We start from the raw sequence: 17,952 nt of genomic DNA, 5'->3' as shown, positions 1-17,952 counted from the left end.
ACCAGGATCCCCCAATGAGTAATGCAAAGCTCACCTACATCGGCGCCGCCGACACGGCGGACGCCCGCCAGGACGCAGCCGCGCGTCGCGAGTTTTGGCGGCGTATTCCTCTTTCGTTCGTCCTGCTGGTCGTCGTTCCGACGCTGCTGGCCGCCATTTATTATCTTTTTATCGCGACGCCCGCCTATGTCTCGGAAACGCGCTTCGTAGTTCGACAGGCTTCCCGCGAACAACCTTCGCCTTTAGGCTTCGCGCTTCAGGGCGTTGGCCTCTCCTCCACGCAGACCGACGCCTTCTCGGTTCACGAATACATGAAATCCCGCGACGCAGCGGCCGACCTCGGCCGAAAAACCGATTTGGCGGCGATTCTCGCGCGTCCGGGCGTGGATCCGATCTCGCGCTTCCCGCGCCCGTGGGAGAGTTCGACGACCGATACCCTCCACAAGTCCATGAAGCGGTTCGTGACAGTGTCCTACGACTCAACGACCGGCATCAGCACCCTGCGTGTCAAGGCCTTCCGTCCGCAAGATGCGCGAGAGATGGCGACGGTACTGCTGGACGGCGGCGAGAAGCTGGTTAATCAACTCAACGCCCGCGCCAACGAAGGCGCCGTGAGGGAGTCTACGCGCGATCTGGCCGACGCCGAAGCCAGGCTCACCGAAGCCCAGCTCAAGCTAACGAGCTTCCGCAACCAAGAGCGCATCATCGATCCGACCCGCGCAGCGGTCGAAAGCTCCGCACTCATCGGCGGCCTGATGTCAGAAGTGGCGACGATGAGGGCTGAACGCAGCCAACTTGCACAGTCCGCGCCGCAAAGCCCCCAGCTTGAAATCCTCAACCGCCGCATCGCGGCCTATGAAGCCCAGATTGAGGTCGAGCGCGCGAAGATCGCCGGCACCACCGAGTCTCTAGCCCCCAAGCTCGCCACCTACGAGTCTCTGGCCCTAGACCGGGAATACGCCGAGCGTTCGGTCGCGGCAGCCCGTACGGCCCTGGACAACAGCCAGATCGACGCGCGCCGGCAGCAACTCTACCTTGATCGGATCGTCAACCCCAACTTGCCCACCGACGCCTCTGAGCCGAGGCGCCTGCGTCATATCCTGACAATCTTCCTCAGCCTGCTGATCGCATATGGCGTCGGCTTGCTTGTCGTAGCGGGCCTCCGGGAACACCAACAAGGATGACGACCGCTCAAATCGACGCCTCCCTGACGGGAAGCCAGTCTCCCGTCAGGCTTGCTGGCCTTGAGGTCGTCAACCTGCGCAAGAGCTATCCGGGTCACAAGGGGCCCGGAAAAACCCTGTTCAAGAACTTGAGCTTCACCTTGGCGCGGGACGAACGCCTGGCCGTTCTGGGACGGAACGGTCAGGGGAAATCCACCCTCATCAAAATCCTCGGCGGCGTGCTGCCGGCCGACGAGGGGGTGATAAGCTGGAAGATGCGCCCATCCTGGCCGATCGGCTTCGGCGGCGGTTTTCAGGGCAGCCTCAGCGGTCTGGACAACATTCGCTTTCTCTCCCGCCTGTACGATCGCGACTATGCCCAGCTGGTCGAACGTGTGGATGATTTTGCCGAACTCGGAAGTGCGCTTCACCAGCCCGTGAAGCACTACTCATCAGGCATGCGCGCCCGGCTCGCATTCGGCCTGTCGATCGCAATCGAGTTCGACTGCTACATGATCGACGAGCTGATCTCTGTCGGCGATGCGAGGTTTGCCGAAAAATGCCAGAAAGAACTGTTCGCAGAGCGAAACGACAGGGCATTCATCATGGCTTCTCACGACATGTCAGCCGTAAAAAGTGTTTGCCACCGAGCCCTGATTGTCGAAAGCGGCCAAGCCAAATTCTTCGACGACGTCGACGAAGCGATAGATGTCTACACTTGGCTTCACGCCCCGTAGCCGCCGCATCGCCTAAAGCCGTTGGATGACGCAGGCTTCCAGCTCAAAACGACCAGCGAACGCCCCAGTCGGCAGTGCCACGCGTACTTCGCAGAAGTCGGCCTTTTCCCATTCCGCGTCGAGGTCGAGCTCATAGCGGCCCGCCTTGTCAAAGGCGAACTCCTGCGAGACGCCACCCGACATCGGCCCCCATTCGAAGCGTAGTGTCCGGCTGGCCAAGAAGTCAGACACTGAGAAGGTCAGATTCACACGCCACGTCCCCGTCGAGAGGCTGAGATAGGGGCCGCCGATCAGGGGCCTGGCGCGACCCGTCAGATCCAGCCTCACTTGGTCGGCGCCGGACACGATGACGCCTGCGCCGTACTTGAGCAAGCTGAAGGCAAGCATCGCCTTAGCGCCCTTGACCGGGCGCCCCGTTGCATACATCGACAAGGCGCCTGGCAGCGCGCTGGCGTCGATATGGTTCGTCGTCCCTTCCTCAAAGATGGCCCCGATTCCCGCCGTAGGAGCCGCCATCGGATTGTCATTGATCAACACAGGGGCGCCGCAGCCGTCGGCCGCGGCGGCCAGCGCCCGCGACAAATCCCGAATCCGGGCAATCTCAAACTCCTCGTCTTCGGCGGGCTCCCAAAGGCCGGAAACAACCAAGCCCCATTGATCCGGAGCAAAGGCCAATGCCTCCGATACGCTGCGGGTGACGAGGATCTCGCCGTCTTTCGTAGCCAGGGGCGCGTCCCACACGGGATTAGTCGCTCCCGGCAAGATGAACACGCACCGGCGGAGCGCTGTTGCTGCGATCGGCTGCTTCAAAGTCATCTGTTCACCTTACGACGCACCCAGCGCCGAATACACTGCGGACAAGCGCTCTTTATAAGCCGCCGGACCGAATTTGGCTGCCTGCAAACGGCCTTTCGCCTCCAACTGTTCTCGCAAGTCGTCGTCCCGATCTAGGGCGGTGATCGCAGCGGTGATGGCTGACGTATCTAGGGCATGGACCGCCAGCGCGGCCTCGCCAGCGACTTCCCGCAACGCCCCGCTATTGGAGGTGAGCACGGCTGTTCCCAACTGCATGGCCTCCAGCACAGGAAGGCCGAAACCCTCGATCAAGGAAGGAAACAGCGTCGCTCTGGCCCCCTTCACCACGACACGCAATAACGACGCAGGCAAGTATTCCAGACGCCTGATACCAGCCCCGAACGACTCCGGCCTCGCCATCTGTACAAGGATATCCGTCTCCGGTTCCGCGAGCCAAGAACGCCCGGCCACGATCACCAGCGGCCGTTTGGAGCCAGAGGCCAGATAGGCCTCGACGACCCGCATCACGTTCTTCTTGGGCTCAATGGCGCCAAAGAACAGATAGTAGTCCTTCCAGCTCAGCGAAAAGTCCTTTTCCAGCAGGGCGGCAACCTCATCGACGTCCTGGGCCAGGATCTCCTGCGGGATGTCGACAGCCTGATAGGTGTTGCTGACCCGATCCGGATCCGCGCCGAACATCTGGATGACGTCGTCGCGGCTAGTTTCCGAAACCGTCACGATATGATCGGCGCTCTGGACGATCTCCTTGCACAGGTCGAAAAAGGCGCGCTTGTCGTCCAAGGTGGAATGGGGCAGCCGCAGCGGGATCAAGTCGTGAAAGGTGTAGACGTTCGCCGCCCTGCGTCCCCGCATAGGCAAGGGCGCGGTCCAGTGACAGATGTCCGGCGCATCGACTCCGCTAGCCTCCGGATCAAACCGCACGGGAACCATGGATCGGTAGTGTCGGAACGCCCTGACGGACAGATTGTACAGATCCCGCGAGGACCAGAAGCTGTCCGAAGCTGGCTTCAGAGGCCCGCGATCAGGCCACTGCACCAAGCCTGAAGGCACTACAGGATAGGCCGTCACGCCGAACCGGGCAGTCAACGTCGAGAGCGCCCTCCTCGTCCCTCTTTTCACCTGCGTTCTGGCCGCGTCCGTGATCGCGACCTCATTCATGAAATCGGTTGGATGCCTCGGCGCGGCAGGGCCGAAAAGCACCTGGGTATCATAACCAAGTTCATTCAATGCTTGAAGGAGGTTTCGACCATAGACAGCGATGCCCGAGCCTTTGGCCAGACTCATGTTCGCACCGTCAACGCAAACTGTCGTCATACCCACGCTCCCCCTATTCTTGCGACACGTTAAACGGAGCACTCACAAGGTAGGGAGAATCACCGGCCCCCTATCTATGCAAAGTGCATCTGGAAAGCGATAGACACATGAGCCCCTAGAGCTTGATGATTCGACTCGCGTGCGATCAGCCTAGAAATACGAATTACCACTGAGACATGGAGAAGCTCATGCGCACCGCGATTGTGACGGGAGGAACCGGCGGCATTGGGTTGGCCGTGTGTCGCCAACTGTTAGCCGACGGGTTTCACGTCACTGCGCTTTTCGGGGGCGATCAAGAAGCCGCTACACGTTGCCGCGACGAACTCGGCATCGAAACGCTCCAGTGCGACGTTACCAAGATGGCGGAATGCGCCTTGGTGGTTGAGCAAGTGCAGTCCACGGTGGGACCAGTGGACACCTTGGTCAACAACGCCGGCATCTGCCGCGACGCCCCATTTCACAAGCTCTCGGAGGGCGACTGGGAAAAAGTCATGGCGACCAATCTCGATGGCCTTTTCAACATGACCCGGCAGGTATGGGACGGCATGCGCGAGCGCGGCTTCGGTCGGGTGATCAACATCAGCTCCATCAACGGCCTCAAGGGCCAATTCGGCCAAGCCAACTACGCTGCCGCCAAGGCCGGCGTTATTGGGTTCACCAAATCGCTGGCGCTCGAGGGCGCTCGAAAGGGCATTACAGCGAACGTAGTGGCACCCGGCTATATCGACACGCCGATGCTGTCGGCTCTTAAGCCCGAGACCTTGGCCATGATTGCTGATCAGATTCCTATCGGTCGACTGGGACGCCCCGAAGATGTCGCCCGCTGCGTGTCTTTTCTGGTCAGCCAGGACGCCAGCTTCATCACGGGCGAAACGCTCAACGTCAACGGCGGCCAATACCTGAGCTGAACAAGGATCGTTTCTATGAATAACCCCTTCGACGCCGGCTACTATCTGTCCGCCGAACTTCGGACCTTCGGCTTCCGATCGGTTGGTGACAACGTCAAGGTCGCTAAAGATTGTTCCATCATCGGGCTCCACAACATCGAACTGGGTGATCACGTCCGCATCGACAGCTATACGTCCATCGTCGCGGTGTCCGGTTTCGTAAAGGTCGGCCGCTATGTCCATATCGGCGGCGGCTCCTACATTGGCGGCGCCGGTGGCGTCACGATGGAGGACTTTGTCGGCCTCTCTGGCGGCGTGTCCCTATATTCAGCCAGCGACGACTACACCGGCCGCGCCCTGACCAATCCCACCGTTCCGGCCGCCTATACCGCCGTCAAGCGCGCGCCGATCGTGCTCGGCCGGCACGTCATCATCGGCTCGGGTAGCATCGTGCTGCCCGGCTGCGCCATCGGAGAGGGCTCCGCCGTCGGCGCCCTCTCGATGGTCAACAAGAACCTTGACCCTTGGGGCATTTATTCTGGCGCGCCCTGCAAGCGGCTGGCGGCCAGAAAGCATGATCTCCTGGAGAAAGAATCCCAGCTGGAGGCCGCATCCCGCTGCTGACGTCTACAGGTTCAGTAGCGCCGGATCGCCGCCCTGGGCGGCGATGTTGATGCTGATGGCCTTTTCGGCGGCGTAGCGGATCAGGCTGTTGGGGCCGCCGGCCTTGGGGCCGGTGCCGCTGAGGCCTTCGCCGCCGAACGGTTGCACGCCGACCACCGCGCCGATGATCGAGCGGTTGACGTAGACGTTGCCCGCCGGGACCAGCTCCATCACTTCCCTGGCGAAGGCGTCGATGCGGCTGTGGACGCCCAGCGTCAGGCCGAAGCCGCGCGCCGCCAACTTGCCGGCGACCTTCTCCAGATCCTTCGGCTCATAGCGGTAGACGTGCAGGATCGGGCCGAAGACTTCGCGCTCCAGGAAGTCCGGGGTCGGGATCTCGGCGATGGTCGGAGCGAACAGGTCGCCCTTGTCCGCGCCGGCCGGCAGTTCGGCGCGAGCGATGATCTTGGCTTCTTTCGACAGGCGCTCGACGTGGGCTTCCAGGTTGGCGCGGCTTTCGGCGTCGATCACCGGGCCGATGTCGGTCTTGGCGTCGGTCGGGTCGCCCAGCACCTGGGCCGCCAGGGCGCCTTTCAGACCCTCGATCAGGGCGTCGGCCGAATCCTTGGGCGCATAGAGGACGCGCAGGGCCGAACAACGCTGACCGGCCGAGCCGAAGGCCGACAGGATGACGTCGTCGATGATCTGTTCCTTCAGCGCCGTGGTGTCGACGAACATCCCGTTCAAGCCGCCCGTCTCGGCGATGAAGGGGATGATGGCGCCCGGACGCGCGGCCAGGCCGCGATTGATGCTCGAGGCGGTGTCGGTGCCGCCGGTGAAGGCCACGCCGTCGATGCCCGGATGGCCCGTCAGGGCCACGCCGACGGTCTCGCCGCGACCGGGGACCAGAGCCAGCAGGTCGGGGTTCAGACCGGCCTTGTAGTAGAGGCGCACGGCTTCGGCGGCGATCAGCGGCGTCTGCTCGGCGGGCTTGGCCACCACGGCGTTGCCGGCGGCGAGGGCGGCGGCGATCTGGCCGGTGAAGATGGCCAGCGGGAAGTTCCACGGGCTGATGCAGGCGAAGACGCCGCGGCCGTGCAGGACCAGTTCGTTCGTCTCGCCGGTCGGGCCCTTCAGGGTCTGGCGGCCGCCGAAATCGCGCTCGGCCAGCAGGGCGTAGTAGCGGCAGAAGTCGGCGGCTTCGCGCACCTCGGCCACGCCGTCGTTCAGCGTCTTGCCCGCTTCACGCGACAGCAGGGCGACCAGACGATCGAGGTCGGCTTCCAGGGCGTCGGCCATGGCGCGCAGGACGGGCGCGCGGCCTGCGCCGCCCAGGCGATCCCAGGCGAACTGGGCGTTGGCGGCGGCGTTGACGGCGGCGTCGACGTCCTCGACCGAGGCTTCCGAGACATGGCCCAGGATGCGGGTGCGGTCGTAGGGGTTGGTGACGTCCTGCGGATTCACGCCGGCGCGCAGCTTGCCGCCGATGATCGGGCCGGCGGTCAGCTTCTCGCTGTCGACGCGCTCCAGGGCGGCCGCATGGCGCTCGCGGTCGGTCGCCTGCGAATAGTCGCGGCCGAGGGAGTTCTGACGGTCACCGTAGATGTTCATGGGTACAGGGATCTTCGGATGGCGGTCGGGCTGAGCCTCGACCGAGGTGATGGGATCGGCGGCCACGTCGGCCGCAGGCACGCGCTCGTCCAACAGGGCGTGGACGAAGGAGGAGTTGGCGCCGTTCTCGAGCAGGCGGCGCACCAGGTAGGGCAGCAGCTCTTCGTGGCCGCCGACGGGGGCGTAGGCGCGCACGACCACGTCGCCCCACTCGGCCTTAGCCCCGTCATAGAGGGCCTCGCCCATGCCGTGCAGGCGCTGGAACTCGATGGTCACGCCGCGATCGGCGGCCATGCGATGCACCGCGGCCAGGGTGTGGGCGTTGTGGGTGGCGAACTGGCAGAAGATGTGGGGAGAGGCCTCGATCAACGCCTTGGCGCAGACGAGATAGTTCAGGTCGGTCGCCGGCTTGGTCGTGAACACCGGATAGTCGGTGCGGCCGTTGACCTGGGCCAGCTTGATCTCGGTGTCCCAATAGGCGCCCTTGACCAGACGCACCATCAGGCGGCGGCCCGAGGACTTGGCCAGTTCGGCCAGCTTGGCCACCGTCTCGGTCGTGCGCTTCTGATAAGCCTGAACGGCGAGACCAAGGCCCTGCCAGTCGCCCAGCGCCGGTTCGCGGGCCAGCCGCTCCAGCAGCTTCAGCGACAGGGCCAGACGGTCGGCCTCTTCTGCGTCGATGGTGTAGTTGATGTCGTATTTGGCGGCGATCAGCGCCAGACGCAGAATGCGGGGGTACAGCTCTTCCCACACCCGGTCCTCCTGCACCGCCTGATAGCGCGGCGACAGGGCCGACAGCTTGACCGAGACGCCGTGGCCGCGCTCAGGGCCTTCGCCCTTGGCGGTCTTGCCCACGGCCTCGATGGCGTCGGCGTAGATCTTTTCATAGCGTTCGGCGTCGGCGGCGGTGCGGGCGCCCTCGCCCAGCATGTCGAAGCTGCACAGCCATTCCTCGCGGTCCGACCGCTTCAGCGCGCTCTCGATGGTGCGGCCGACGACGAACTGCTCGCCCATGATCTTCACGGCGGTGGCGACGGCCTGACGGATGACCGGCTCGCCCAGACGGCCGGCGATGCGCTTCAGGAAACCCGGCAGGTCACTGCGGGCCTCGTCATCGACATCGACCAGCTTGCCGGTCAGCATCAGACCCCAGGTCGAGGCGTTGACGAACAGGCTGTCCGACTGGCCCAGGTGCGAGGCCCAGTCGGCCGAACCGATCTTCTCGGCGATCAGCCGGTCGCGGGTGCCCGCGTCCGGCGTGCGCAGCAAGGCCTCGGCCAGGCACATCAGGGCCAGGCCCTCGCGGGTGCCCAGGCTGAACTCCTGCAGGAAGCTTTCGACCACGCCCTGGCGCTTCTGGCTCTTGCGGGCGCTTTCGACCAGGCCGACAGCATCGTTCAGGACCGCCGCACGACCGTCAGGCGTCAGCGGTTCGGAGGCCAGCAGTTCGGCCACCACCTCACGTTCGTCCCGGTACTTGTTCCGGTCCAGCTCATCCCAATGGCGAAGATCGGTCGGCGTCATGACTCTCATCCTATGAATTTCCGCGTATATGGCGGTTTCACCCGAATGTGCATCGTATGATCGTGACATTCATTGGATAGTCTTCGATCGCACCTAGCGCGCCTGAAGAGTCGCCCTGAAACAGCCCGATCAAGCGCCGCCGCTCCCGAAGAGGTGAACGAACCGAAGCTCGCCTCCTATCATGCCGTCTCGCCTTCGTCATGCGGAGCGTCTAGAAGTTTCGCCTCCGCGAAACGGCTCAAGGCCAGCGCATATATGATTGGGAGTGCATACGGCGACTGATGTCTGAAGTGTCGTCTATCATGGTGGAATCTCGACGTAACCGACGCCAGAATGCGAATTGTGCCGCTAGCAGTTCGGCATTCAACTTGCTCGTTCTGAGATGCTTGAAAGCTCGCCTAGCATGCCCCTGCCACCGACCACATCGTGCAGTCTAGCAAGTCTTTCACCCGCCTAGATCAACTTGTTTCCTAGCCACCACCAGATCGCAAGGCGGCAGGGTTGCGAGGTCAGCAGCCGTCAACGGCGCCAGTTCGCTGCTGCTCGTGATCTTCCAGAACAGGAAATCACGATCCACCAGCCAGGAGATGAACGTCTCCGGTTGAATTCTCGAGCGCATCTGCACCAGATCCCATTCGATGCAGAGAATGATATCGCGGCGCTGAAGCAGTTTTTCAGCACCGCGAAGAATCAATGGCTCGGAACCTTCAGCATCAATGCGGATGAGCTTGATGTCAGGAAGATCCAGATCATCAATACGAACCCCTTCGACCTCAATGACCTCAGTATCGGCGCCGAGCGCACCGTCCCAGACGTAGAGATGCCCCCCTCCGGCGAACTGCCGAGACATTGAGAAGCGAACATCTCCGGCCACGTCGGTCACAGCTTGTTGGCGGATTTCGACCCGGTCACTGTAGCCGTTCATTCGCGTCGATCGACGGGATAGGGCCGCCAGTCGAGGATTAGCTTCAAAGGTGATTACAGATCCCTTCGATCCAACCTGCTGCGCCAACCCGAGGGTGTAATAACCGACATGCCCGCCTATCTCGAGCACATGGTCCCCAGCCTTGACCAGATCCAAAACGACCCTCCTAGTGCTCGCCTCCCATTCACCATGGGCGATTAGATGCGAGCACACACTCTCTTCCAGGGGATCGACATAGATGAGGTGACCACATTTCAGGCGCGTAAGAGCGATTCCTTCGCCAAGGTAAAAATAAGGGCGCATAACCGCCGCCTGCCCGCCTGCATTACGTCGGTGCTTTCCAAGGAGCCGTGACAGAAGTTTCATCGCGTTCTTTGCACAACGGCTTGGTTGGTCGGATATCATAGGAGAGGCAGCGACGATTCGTCTACATAACGAACAGGCGGACGAGCCTACAGGCCCGCTTAACCACGGTCTCGTTGCAACCAAAACCTGCACCATTCTCGAAGGAGTGAAGGTTAGGGCCGCAAACCCGTCTCGCCTTCGTCATGCGGAGCGTCTAGAAGTTTCGCCTTCGCGAAACGGCTCAAGGCCTTATCGACTTCATGCGCATTGTTCTGGTCACCGACGCCTGGGAGCCTCAGGTCAACGGCGTCGTCCGCACCCTGACCCGCACCGTGGCCGAATGCCGCGCCATGGGCCATGAGGTCGAGGTCATCGAACCCAGCCAGTTCAAGACCATCCCCTGCCCGACCTATCCCGAGATCCGCCTGGCCCTGGGCGCTGAGGAAGAGATTCGCGAACGCCTGCGCGCCTTCGAGCCCGAAGCCGTCCACATCGCCACCGAAGGCCCCCTGGGCATCGCCACGCGGCGCATCTGCGTGGAGTGGAAGCTGCCGTTCACGACCAGCTATCACACCAAATTCCCGGAATATGTCTCGGCCCGTTTCCCGATCCCGGTGCAGGTCGGCTACGCCTATATGAAGTGGTTCCACAAGCCGTCGGGCCGACTGATGGTCGCCACCCCGACCCTGCGCGACGAACTGGTCGAGCACGGCTTCAAGAACGTCTCGCCCTGGACGCGCGGCGTGGACACCGAGCTGTTCCGCCCCGACCTGGAGCCGATCTACAAGGAGATAGGCGGCGCGAACTGGCCTCGCCCCTTCTTCCTCAACGTCGGCCGGGTGGCGGTCGAGAAGAACATCGAGACCTTCCTCGGTCTGGACCTGCCCGGCACCAAGATCATCGTCGGCGACGGCCCCGCCCGCGCCGAGCTTGAGGAAAAATACCCCGACGCGAAATTCCTCGGCGCCAAGTTCGGCGAGGATCTGGCGCGCTGCTTCGCCGACGCCGACGTCTTCGTCTTCCCCAGCTGGACCGACACCTTCGGTCTGGTGATTCTGGAAGCCATGGGCACGGGCACGCCGGTCGCCGCCTATCCGGCGCATGGCCCGATCGACATCATCCCCGGCTCGGGCGCGGGCTTCATCGACGACGACCTGAAGACCGCCTGCCTGAAGTGCCTGGAGCTGGATCGCAAGGACGTCCGCGCCTATGCGGAAAAGTTCAGCTGGCGCGCCTCGGCCGAGCAGTTCATCGAGAATCTGCAGCCCTATCCCGAGCCCGCGCGCGGCCGCTTCTGGCGCCGTCTGCGCCGGGTAGCGCGCCTGAGACGCCGCGCGGCGGCCTGATCGCGCCCCGCCGGGTTAAGTACGGAAACGACAAGAAAAAACGCCCCGGACCAGGTCCGGGACGTTTCATATTTCAAGCCTGCTCGAAGCCTAGTTCGGGCGGGCCATCGAGGTCATGGCCGAGGCCTTGGCGCGTTCGGCGGCCAGTGCGTCGGCGACCAGCGGCACCAGGCCGCGATCCTGCAGATAGCCGCCGCGACCGGCGGCGCCTTCGGACATGAACTCCTGAACGAACTGTTCGAGGCCCGGCGTCACGCCGATGTGGGCCTTCTTGACGTAGATGTAGAGGCTGCGGGCCAGCGGGTAGGAGCCGTCGGCGATGGTGGCGACCGAGGGGGCCACGCCGTCGATGGTCTCGGCCTTCACCGTGTCCATGTTCTGCTCGAGGAAGGAGAAGCCGAACACGCCCAGCGAGCCCGGCGTGCGGGTCAGGGTCTGAACGATGGCGTTGTCGTTCTCGCCCGAGTCGATCCAGGCGCCGTCTTCACGCAGGGTGTGAGCCACGGTCTCGAAGCGGGTCTTGTCCTGCTTCTCGATGGCGGCGACGGCCGGGATCAGCTTGGCGCCCGGCGCCATGCCCAGCTCCAGGAAGGCGTCGCGCGTGCCCGAGGTCGGCGGCGGGCCGTAGACCTGGATGCGGGTGGCCGGCAGGGCCTTGTTGACCTCGTTCCAGGTCTTGGCGGCGTTGGCGCCCAGCTGGCCGTCGGCGCCCGGCGTTTCCTTGGCCAGGGCCTCGTAGAGGTCGTTCAGCTCGAGGTTGAAGCTCTGGCCCGTGCGGGCGGTGGCGACGACGATGCCGTCGTAGCCGATCTTGATCTCGACGATGTCGGTGACGCCGTTCTCGACGCAGCGGTCGAACTCGCTCTGCTTCATCGGACGCGAGGCGTTGGCGATGTCCGGGGTCGAGGGGCCGACGCCCGAGCAGAAGGCCTGGATGCCGCCGCCGGTGCCCAGGGATTCGACGCGGGGCGCCGAACCGCCGCCGCCGTTGCGGGCGAAAGTCTCAGCCACGCGGGTGGCGAAGGGGAAGACAGTCGAGGAGCCGGCGGCCCAGATGCCCGTGCGGGCCTTCTGCGAACCGGGGGCGCCGCCCTCGTTGTTGCCGCAGGCCGCCAGGGCCAGGACGGCGGCCGCGCAGGCCGTGAACTTCAGTGTACGGATCATGGCCGGACCTTCTCCAGTCGTCAGTGTGCGACGCTTATAAGCAGGAGTTTGTGACGGTCCGGCCAGACCTTTGTGACAGTCAGCGCAAACCTGCCCGATACGTCGTCAGAGCAGGCGCTTGCGCATGACCTGGGACAGGGTGTCGATCAGGGTCACGGCGATCACCACGATGATGACGATGGCGGACACGGCCTTGAAGTTGAAGGCGTTCATGCTGTCGAACAGCACCTGACCGATGCCGCCCGCCCCGATCAGGCCCAGCACGGTGGCCGAGCGGCTGTTCGATTCGAAACGGTAGAGGGCGAAGGAGGTCCACAGCGGCGCAACCTGCGGAATCACGCCCCAGACGATCTCGTGCAGCTTGGACGCGCCGGTGGCGCGCACGCCTTCGACCGGGCCCTTGTCGATCGACTCGACCGCTTCGGAGAACAGTTTGGCCAGAACGCCGGCCGTGTTCAGGGTGATGGCCAGGACGCCGGCCAGCGGACCCAGGCCCACGGCGGTGACGAACAGCAGGCCGATCACCAGATCCGGCACCGAGCGCAGCAGGTTCATCAGCCAGCGCACCGGCGTCACCACCCAGGCGGGCGCCATGTTGCGGGCGGCGGCCAGACCCAGCGGAATGCCGAACAGCACGGCCAGGAAGGTGCCCCACAGGGCGATCTGAACCGTCTCCCACATCTTGGCGACGAACATCTTCCAATCGGAGAAGTCCGGCCGCAGCAGGTCGTGGACGAACATCTTCATGCTGTCGTTGCCCGAGAACAGACGCGAGATGTTGCCCAGGTCGACGGCGTCTACGCTGTACAGCAGGACGGCGATCACGCCGCCCCAGACCAGGACGTCCATCGCCCAGGAGACGGCGGACTTTTGCGGCGCGGCCGGAACCGGCGACGTCGGAAGCGGAGCTGCGGTCAAGGTTGGACCTCACGCAGGCTGCGCAGGCGCTGAAGCTCGGCAGTGGCGGCGGCGACGCCGGCCTTGTCGCCCTTGGCCTCGGCTTCGCTGCGCTTCTGGTCGGCGATCATCTCGCGGATCGGGTTGAGGTAGGAATCATCGGCCGGAGCGAAGCGGGAATACTCCAGGCCCGCCAGCACCTTGCGCTGGCGCTCGGCCTCGGGGCCTTCGCCCTGGCCGTAGGTCAGGAAGAAGCCGCGGATTTTTTCCTTCAGGGCCGGGTCCAGATCCTCGCGCACCACGATGCCGCTCTCGGGCACCGGCGGCGAGGTCCAGATCTCCTCGATCTGATCGGCCAGTTGGGCGTTCTCGCGGCGCATGAAGACCAGGTTGACGCTGTTGGAGGTCGCCACGTCGATCACGCCGGTGGCCACGCCGAAGGCGTTGGCCTGGTGGTTGGCCGAGCGCACGGTCTTGAAGCACTGCGACGGCACGACGCCGCGCGCGTTGAACAGGAAGGTCATGGGCGCCAGCGTGCCCGAGGTCGACTGGGCGTCGCCGATGCCGAAATTGTACTGCTTGCCGCAGGCCAGCACCTTGTCCAGCGTGATGCCCGAGCCCTTCTTGACGATCAGGGTCGACTGATAGGAGTCCAGCCCTTCGCGGTTGACGGTGCGGGCGATGACCTCGGCGTTGGCGCGGTCGATGGCCTCGACCTCAGGCTTGGCCGAGAACCAGCCGACCTGGGTGTGGTTGCCGCGCATGGCCTCGACCAGAACCGTGTAGTTCGAGCCGAAATAGGGCTTCACCGGCACGCCGATCGCCTTGGACATGTCGTCCAGCAGCGGCTGCCACAGCGGTCCGGCCGAGGCCTGGCCTTCCGCCGACAGGATGGAGAAGGTGATTTCGCTGGGCGCGGCGCCCGACTTGGTCTCTTCGCCCTTGCCGCAGGCGGCGAGGCCCAGGGTCATGGCGGCGATGGCGGCGGCGCCCAGCAGGCGGCGATTGATGGCGATGCGGGTCATGCCTTGGCTTCCCAGAACGCGTCCTCGTACTCGGGACCGTAGATTTCGATCAGGCGCTGCGTGTCCAGGCCCGTGGACGGACCGTCATAGACGACCTTGCCCTTCTGCAGGGCGACGACGCGGTCGCAATAGCGGATGGCGTAGTCCACCTGGTGCAGGGTAACGATGACGCCCATGCCGTCGCGCTGGTTCAGCTCGACCAGCAGCTCCATGACCTTGCGGGCTGACACGGGGTCGAGCGAGGCGACGGGCTCGTCGGCCAGGATGGCCTGGGCGCCCTGGACGATGGCGCGGGCGATGGCGCCGCGCTGCTGCTGACCGCCCGACAGGGTGTTGGCGCGCTGGGCGGCGTAGTCGGACACGCCGACGCGGTGCAGAGCCGCCATGGCCCTGTCCTTGTCCGCGCCCGGCCAAACGCCGAACAGGCCGCGCCACGACGGCAGGCGCCCCAGGGCGCCCAGCATGACGTTGGAGAACAGGCTCAGCCGTCCCACCAGGTTGAACTGCTGGAAGATCATGCCCAGGCGGCTGCGCGCGCGGCGCACGGCGCCTGTGACACGGCCGTTCTGCTGAACGACCTCGCCGAAGACCGTGATGGTCCCGCCGGGATCGATGGGGTGCAGACCCGTAATCGAACGCAGCAGGGTGGACTTGCCCGAACCGGATGGACCGATCAGGGCGACCATTTCACCGGCGCCGACCTCGACGGACACGCCGTCGAGCGCCTTTCTGGCCCCGTAGGTCTTCGAGACGTCGCGAACGGACGCGACGGCGGCTGTTGAAGAACTCATGAACCCATGGATGAGGTTGCGACAAAGGGGGCGCCGCATGACGCGAGACGGGCGCAAGGGCAAGTCTTAATGGCATGTATGCGTCGATTTCGTCCAGTGCGGCGCCGATTCCTCGAAGCGCTGCGGCGCGCAGGCCATGCAACCCCGCCATGAAATTTCCACTTTACATGACAGTCCAATGCCCCCATATCGCGCGTTCCGGCGGACCCCGTAGGTCCTACTTGCGCCGCTAACGCCGGGTCTGGGTTAACAATCATCAGGGGGTTACGTGAATTGCACACGTACCAGCTTCCCCTGGACCTGGTCCGTCAGCGGTCCCCGGAGCGTCCGGTCGCACTCGTGCGTCCCCGCTCCGTTGCCGTAGCGGCGCAGTGGTTCCAGGATAATCTAAAAGCCGACGTCTTCTATGCCGTGAAGGCGAACCCTTCGCGCTGGATCATCGAGGTTCTGGTCGAGAACGGCGTCAACGCCTTCGACGTCGCCTCCCTGGCCGAGATCGAACTGGTTCGATCGGTCAGCCCGAACGCGCGTCTGGCCTTCATGCACCCGGTCAAGAGCCGCGGCGCGATCAAGACCGCCTACGCCGACCACGGCGTGCGCACCTTCGTGCTCGACAGCCATGACGAACTGCAGAAGATCCTCGACGTCACCGACAACGCCGACGACCTGAACCTGATCGTCCGCATGGGCGTGTCGGCGGACGGCGCCGCCTATTCCCTGTCGGGCAAGTTCGGCGTCACGCCGGACCAGGCCCCCGCCCTGCTGCAGGCCACGCGCCATGCGGTCAAGGACGGCCAGATGGGCGTCAGCTTCCACGTCGGTTCGCAATGCATGCGCCCCTCGGCCTATGAGGCGGCGATGACCCAGGTCGGCCGCGCCATCAAGAAGGCGGGCGTCTTCGTCGACATCGTCGACGTCGGCGGCGGCTTCCCTTCGGTCTATCCCGGCATGGTCCCGCCCGACCTGAGCGAATACGCCGACGCCATCCATCGCGGCTTCAACGAGATGCCGGTGTCGGAAACCACCGAGCTGTGGTGCGAGCCCGGCCGGGCGCTGGTGGCCGAGGCCTCGTCGGTGCTGTGCCGCGTGGACCTGCGCAAGGGCGACGCCCTTTATCTGAACGACGGGTCGTACGGTTCGCTGTTCGACGCCACCCACTCGCGCTGGCCCTTCCCGACCAAGCTGGTCCGGGACGGAGAGTCGTCGTCGGAGCTGAAGCCTTATCGCTTCTATGGTCCGACCTGCGACAGCATCGACCACATGCCGGGCCCGTTCTGGCTGCCGGCCGATGTCCAGGAAGGCGACTTCATCGAGATCGGCATGATGGGCGCTTATGGCGTCGCCATGTCGACCGGCTTCAACGGCTATGGCGAACACGAGATCGCCGCCGTCGAGGACGCCCCCATGGGCTCGATGTACGGCCTGGCGCCGCGTTCCATCCCGACCGTGCGCACCACGGCCGAGGAGAACGCCCGCAAGGTCGTCCGCCTGTCGCGTCCCAAGGGCAAGGCGGGCCAGCGCAAGCGCAAGCGCTGATCCATCGCATCACGCCTTGAACTGAAAAATGTCTCAAGGCTTTGGTACAAACAGCGGCCCGTCGCTCCGTCCGGGCCGCTGTTCCTTATTGACGACGGGCGCTCAAACCAAAGGGAAACCCGAGAGATGAACGCACCGGTTCGTTCCAACGCCAAGGCGGAGCTCCTGGCCACGACCGTCGAGCACATCGACATCACCAGCTTCGACGCGCGCCCGATCATCGATTCCATGCGCAAGATGTCGTTCTCCTCGCGCGACACCGCCCGCGCGGCCGACATCTTCAACATGGCCCTGGAAGACGAGGCCTGCTCGCCGTGGCTGATCCTGGCCGGTTCGACCTCGGCCGGCGGCTGCATGGACGTCTACCGCGACATGGTGAAGTTCGGCATGGTCGACGCCGTGGTCGCCACCGGCGCCTCCATCGTCGACATGGACTTCTTCGAGGCCCTGGGCTTCAAGCACTATCAAGCCGCCGGTCAGGTGGACGACAACATCCTGCGCTCGCACTACATCGACCGCATCTACGACACCTACATCGACGAAGAAGAACTGCAGGCCTGCGACCACGCCATCTATGAGATCGCCAGCCGCCTGGAGCCGCGCGGCTATTCCTCGCGCGAGTTCATCTGGGAGATGGGCAAGTGGCTGTCGGAAGGCAACGCCAAGAAGCCCGGCTCGCTGATCCAGACCGCCTATGAAGAAGGCGCGCCGATCTTCTGCCCGGCCTTCGTCGACTCCTCGGCCGGTTTCGGCCTGGTCAAGCACCAGAAGGAGCGCATGGCCGAGGGCAAGCCCTACATGATGCTGGACGCGATCGCCGACTTCCGCGAACTGACCGACATCAAGATCGCGGCGGGCGTCACGGGCCTGTTCATGGTCGGCGGCGGCGTGCCGAAGAACTTCGCCCAGGACACCGTCGTCTGCGCCGAGATCCTCGGCGTCGAGGCCGACATGCACAAGTATGCGGTCCAGATCACGGTCGCCGACGTGCGCGACGGCGCCTGCTCGTCCTCGACGCTTCAGGAAGCCGCCTCGTGGGGCAAGGTCCAGACCACCTACGAACAGATGGTCTTCGCCGAAGCCACGACCGTCGTGCCGCTGATCGGTTCGGACGCCTATCACCGCGGCGCCTGGAAGAAGCGCCAGCCGCGCCGCTGGAACAAGCTGTTCGGCAAGTAAGACAGCCCCGGTTTCGACCGGAACTGCAGAAAGGGTCGGAAGCGCATGCTTCCGACCCTTTTTCATGGATGAACGCCTGCCTGAATCCC

General features: G+C 64.3%; 15 protein-coding genes. 7 read left to right on the top strand and 8 right to left on the bottom strand.

Annotation, left to right across the window (positions count from 1 at the left end):
- Positions 1-14 precede the first annotated feature (14 nt).
- Both AC3A3G_RS15195 and AC3A3G_RS15190 read left to right on the top strand, forming a co-directional pair.
- On the top strand, positions 15-1,184 hold the full coding sequence (locus AC3A3G_RS15195) for a KpsE/RkpR family capsule polysaccharide export protein (protein WP_487488615.1): 1,170 nt from the start codon (positions 15-17) through the stop codon (positions 1,182-1,184).
- Complete coding sequence (locus tag AC3A3G_RS15190; protein WP_487488614.1) at positions 1,181-1,900, top strand: ABC transporter ATP-binding protein; 720 nt, start codon at positions 1,181-1,183, stop codon at positions 1,898-1,900. Before AC3A3G_RS15195 ends, AC3A3G_RS15190 begins: the two co-directional genes overlap by 4 nt.
- Before the next feature lie 12 nt (positions 1,901-1,912).
- Here AC3A3G_RS15190 and AC3A3G_RS15185 read toward each other — a convergent pair whose 3' ends face one another.
- Positions 1,913-2,716, bottom strand: coding sequence for a hypothetical protein (locus AC3A3G_RS15185; RefSeq protein WP_487488613.1), 804 nt, complete (start codon positions 2,714-2,716; stop codon positions 1,913-1,915).
- 9 nt (positions 2,717-2,725) lie between these two features.
- Positions 2,726-4,000, bottom strand: a complete 1,275-nt coding sequence (locus AC3A3G_RS15180) for a glycosyltransferase family 4 protein (RefSeq protein ID WP_487488612.1) — start codon at positions 3,998-4,000, stop codon at positions 2,726-2,728.
- A 218-nt stretch (positions 4,001-4,218) separates the two neighbouring features.
- On the opposite strand from AC3A3G_RS15180, the gene phbB reads away from it, so the two are divergent.
- Together phbB and AC3A3G_RS15170 are read left to right on the top strand one after the other, a co-directional pair.
- Entirely contained in the window at positions 4,219-4,938 is a 720-nt protein-coding gene (phbB, locus tag AC3A3G_RS15175) for an acetoacetyl-CoA reductase (protein ID WP_487488611.1), read from the top strand.
- A gap of 15 nt (positions 4,939-4,953) precedes the next feature.
- Positions 4,954-5,541 (top strand): acyltransferase, encoded by a 588-nt coding sequence (locus AC3A3G_RS15170; protein ID WP_487488610.1) that lies wholly within the window; start codon positions 4,954-4,956, stop codon positions 5,539-5,541.
- 3 nt (positions 5,542-5,544) lie between these two features.
- Here AC3A3G_RS15170 and putA read toward each other — a convergent pair whose 3' ends face one another.
- The gene (gene putA / locus AC3A3G_RS15165; RefSeq protein ID WP_487488609.1) at positions 5,545-8,655 is read right to left on the bottom strand and encodes a bifunctional proline dehydrogenase/L-glutamate gamma-semialdehyde dehydrogenase PutA; all 3,111 of its coding nucleotides are present in this window, start codon (positions 8,653-8,655) and stop codon (positions 5,545-5,547) included.
- Positions 8,656-9,100: 445 nt separating this feature from the next.
- On the bottom strand, positions 9,101-9,946 hold the full coding sequence (locus tag AC3A3G_RS15160) for an FkbM family methyltransferase (protein WP_487488608.1): 846 nt from the start codon (positions 9,944-9,946) through the stop codon (positions 9,101-9,103).
- A 239-nt stretch (positions 9,947-10,185) separates the two neighbouring features.
- On the opposite strand from AC3A3G_RS15160, the gene AC3A3G_RS15155 reads away from it, so the two are divergent.
- Positions 10,186-11,271, top strand: coding sequence for a glycosyltransferase family 4 protein (locus AC3A3G_RS15155; RefSeq protein ID WP_315026152.1), 1,086 nt, complete (start codon positions 10,186-10,188; stop codon positions 11,269-11,271).
- A gap of 90 nt (positions 11,272-11,361) precedes the next feature.
- Here the strand turns inward: AC3A3G_RS15155 and AC3A3G_RS15150 are convergent, their stop codons facing one another.
- From AC3A3G_RS15150 to phnC, 4 genes are all read right to left on the bottom strand, one after another.
- Positions 11,362-12,435, bottom strand: coding sequence for a substrate-binding domain-containing protein (locus AC3A3G_RS15150; protein WP_487488607.1), 1,074 nt, complete (start codon positions 12,433-12,435; stop codon positions 11,362-11,364).
- A 105-nt stretch (positions 12,436-12,540) separates the two neighbouring features.
- On the bottom strand, positions 12,541-13,284 hold the full coding sequence (gene phnE / locus AC3A3G_RS15145; protein WP_234288038.1) for a phosphonate ABC transporter, permease protein PhnE: 744 nt from the start codon (positions 13,282-13,284) through the stop codon (positions 12,541-12,543).
- Between the two features lie 65 nt (positions 13,285-13,349).
- Positions 13,350-14,357: a phosphate/phosphite/phosphonate ABC transporter substrate-binding protein gene (gene phnD, locus AC3A3G_RS15140; RefSeq protein ID WP_200216535.1), complete on the bottom strand. Its 1,008-nt coding sequence runs from the start codon at positions 14,355-14,357 to the stop codon at positions 13,350-13,352.
- Positions 14,354-15,148 carry a phosphonate ABC transporter ATP-binding protein gene (gene phnC / locus AC3A3G_RS15135; RefSeq protein ID WP_125902035.1) on the bottom strand — a complete coding sequence of 265 codons (795 nt, stop codon included), beginning with the start codon at positions 15,146-15,148 and terminating at the stop codon, positions 14,354-14,356. Before phnC ends, phnD begins: the two co-directional genes overlap by 4 nt.
- Positions 15,149-15,421: 273 nt before the next feature.
- On the opposite strand from phnC, the gene AC3A3G_RS15130 reads away from it, so the two are divergent.
- The gene (locus tag AC3A3G_RS15130; RefSeq protein WP_200168578.1) at positions 15,422-16,684 is read left to right on the top strand and encodes a type III PLP-dependent enzyme; all 1,263 of its coding nucleotides are present in this window, start codon (positions 15,422-15,424) and stop codon (positions 16,682-16,684) included.
- A gap of 126 nt (positions 16,685-16,810) precedes the next feature.
- On the top strand, positions 16,811-17,863 hold the full coding sequence (locus AC3A3G_RS15125) for a 1,9-bis(guanidino)-5-aza-nonane synthase (RefSeq protein WP_200168579.1): 1,053 nt from the start codon (positions 16,811-16,813) through the stop codon (positions 17,861-17,863).
- Positions 17,864-17,952: the final 89 nt, after the last annotated feature.

The organism is Brevundimonas sp. Soil_N_31 (assembly GCF_057655995.1).
Note: the sequence above shows the minus strand (reverse complement) of the source record. Positions and strands in the feature narration are given on the sequence as shown.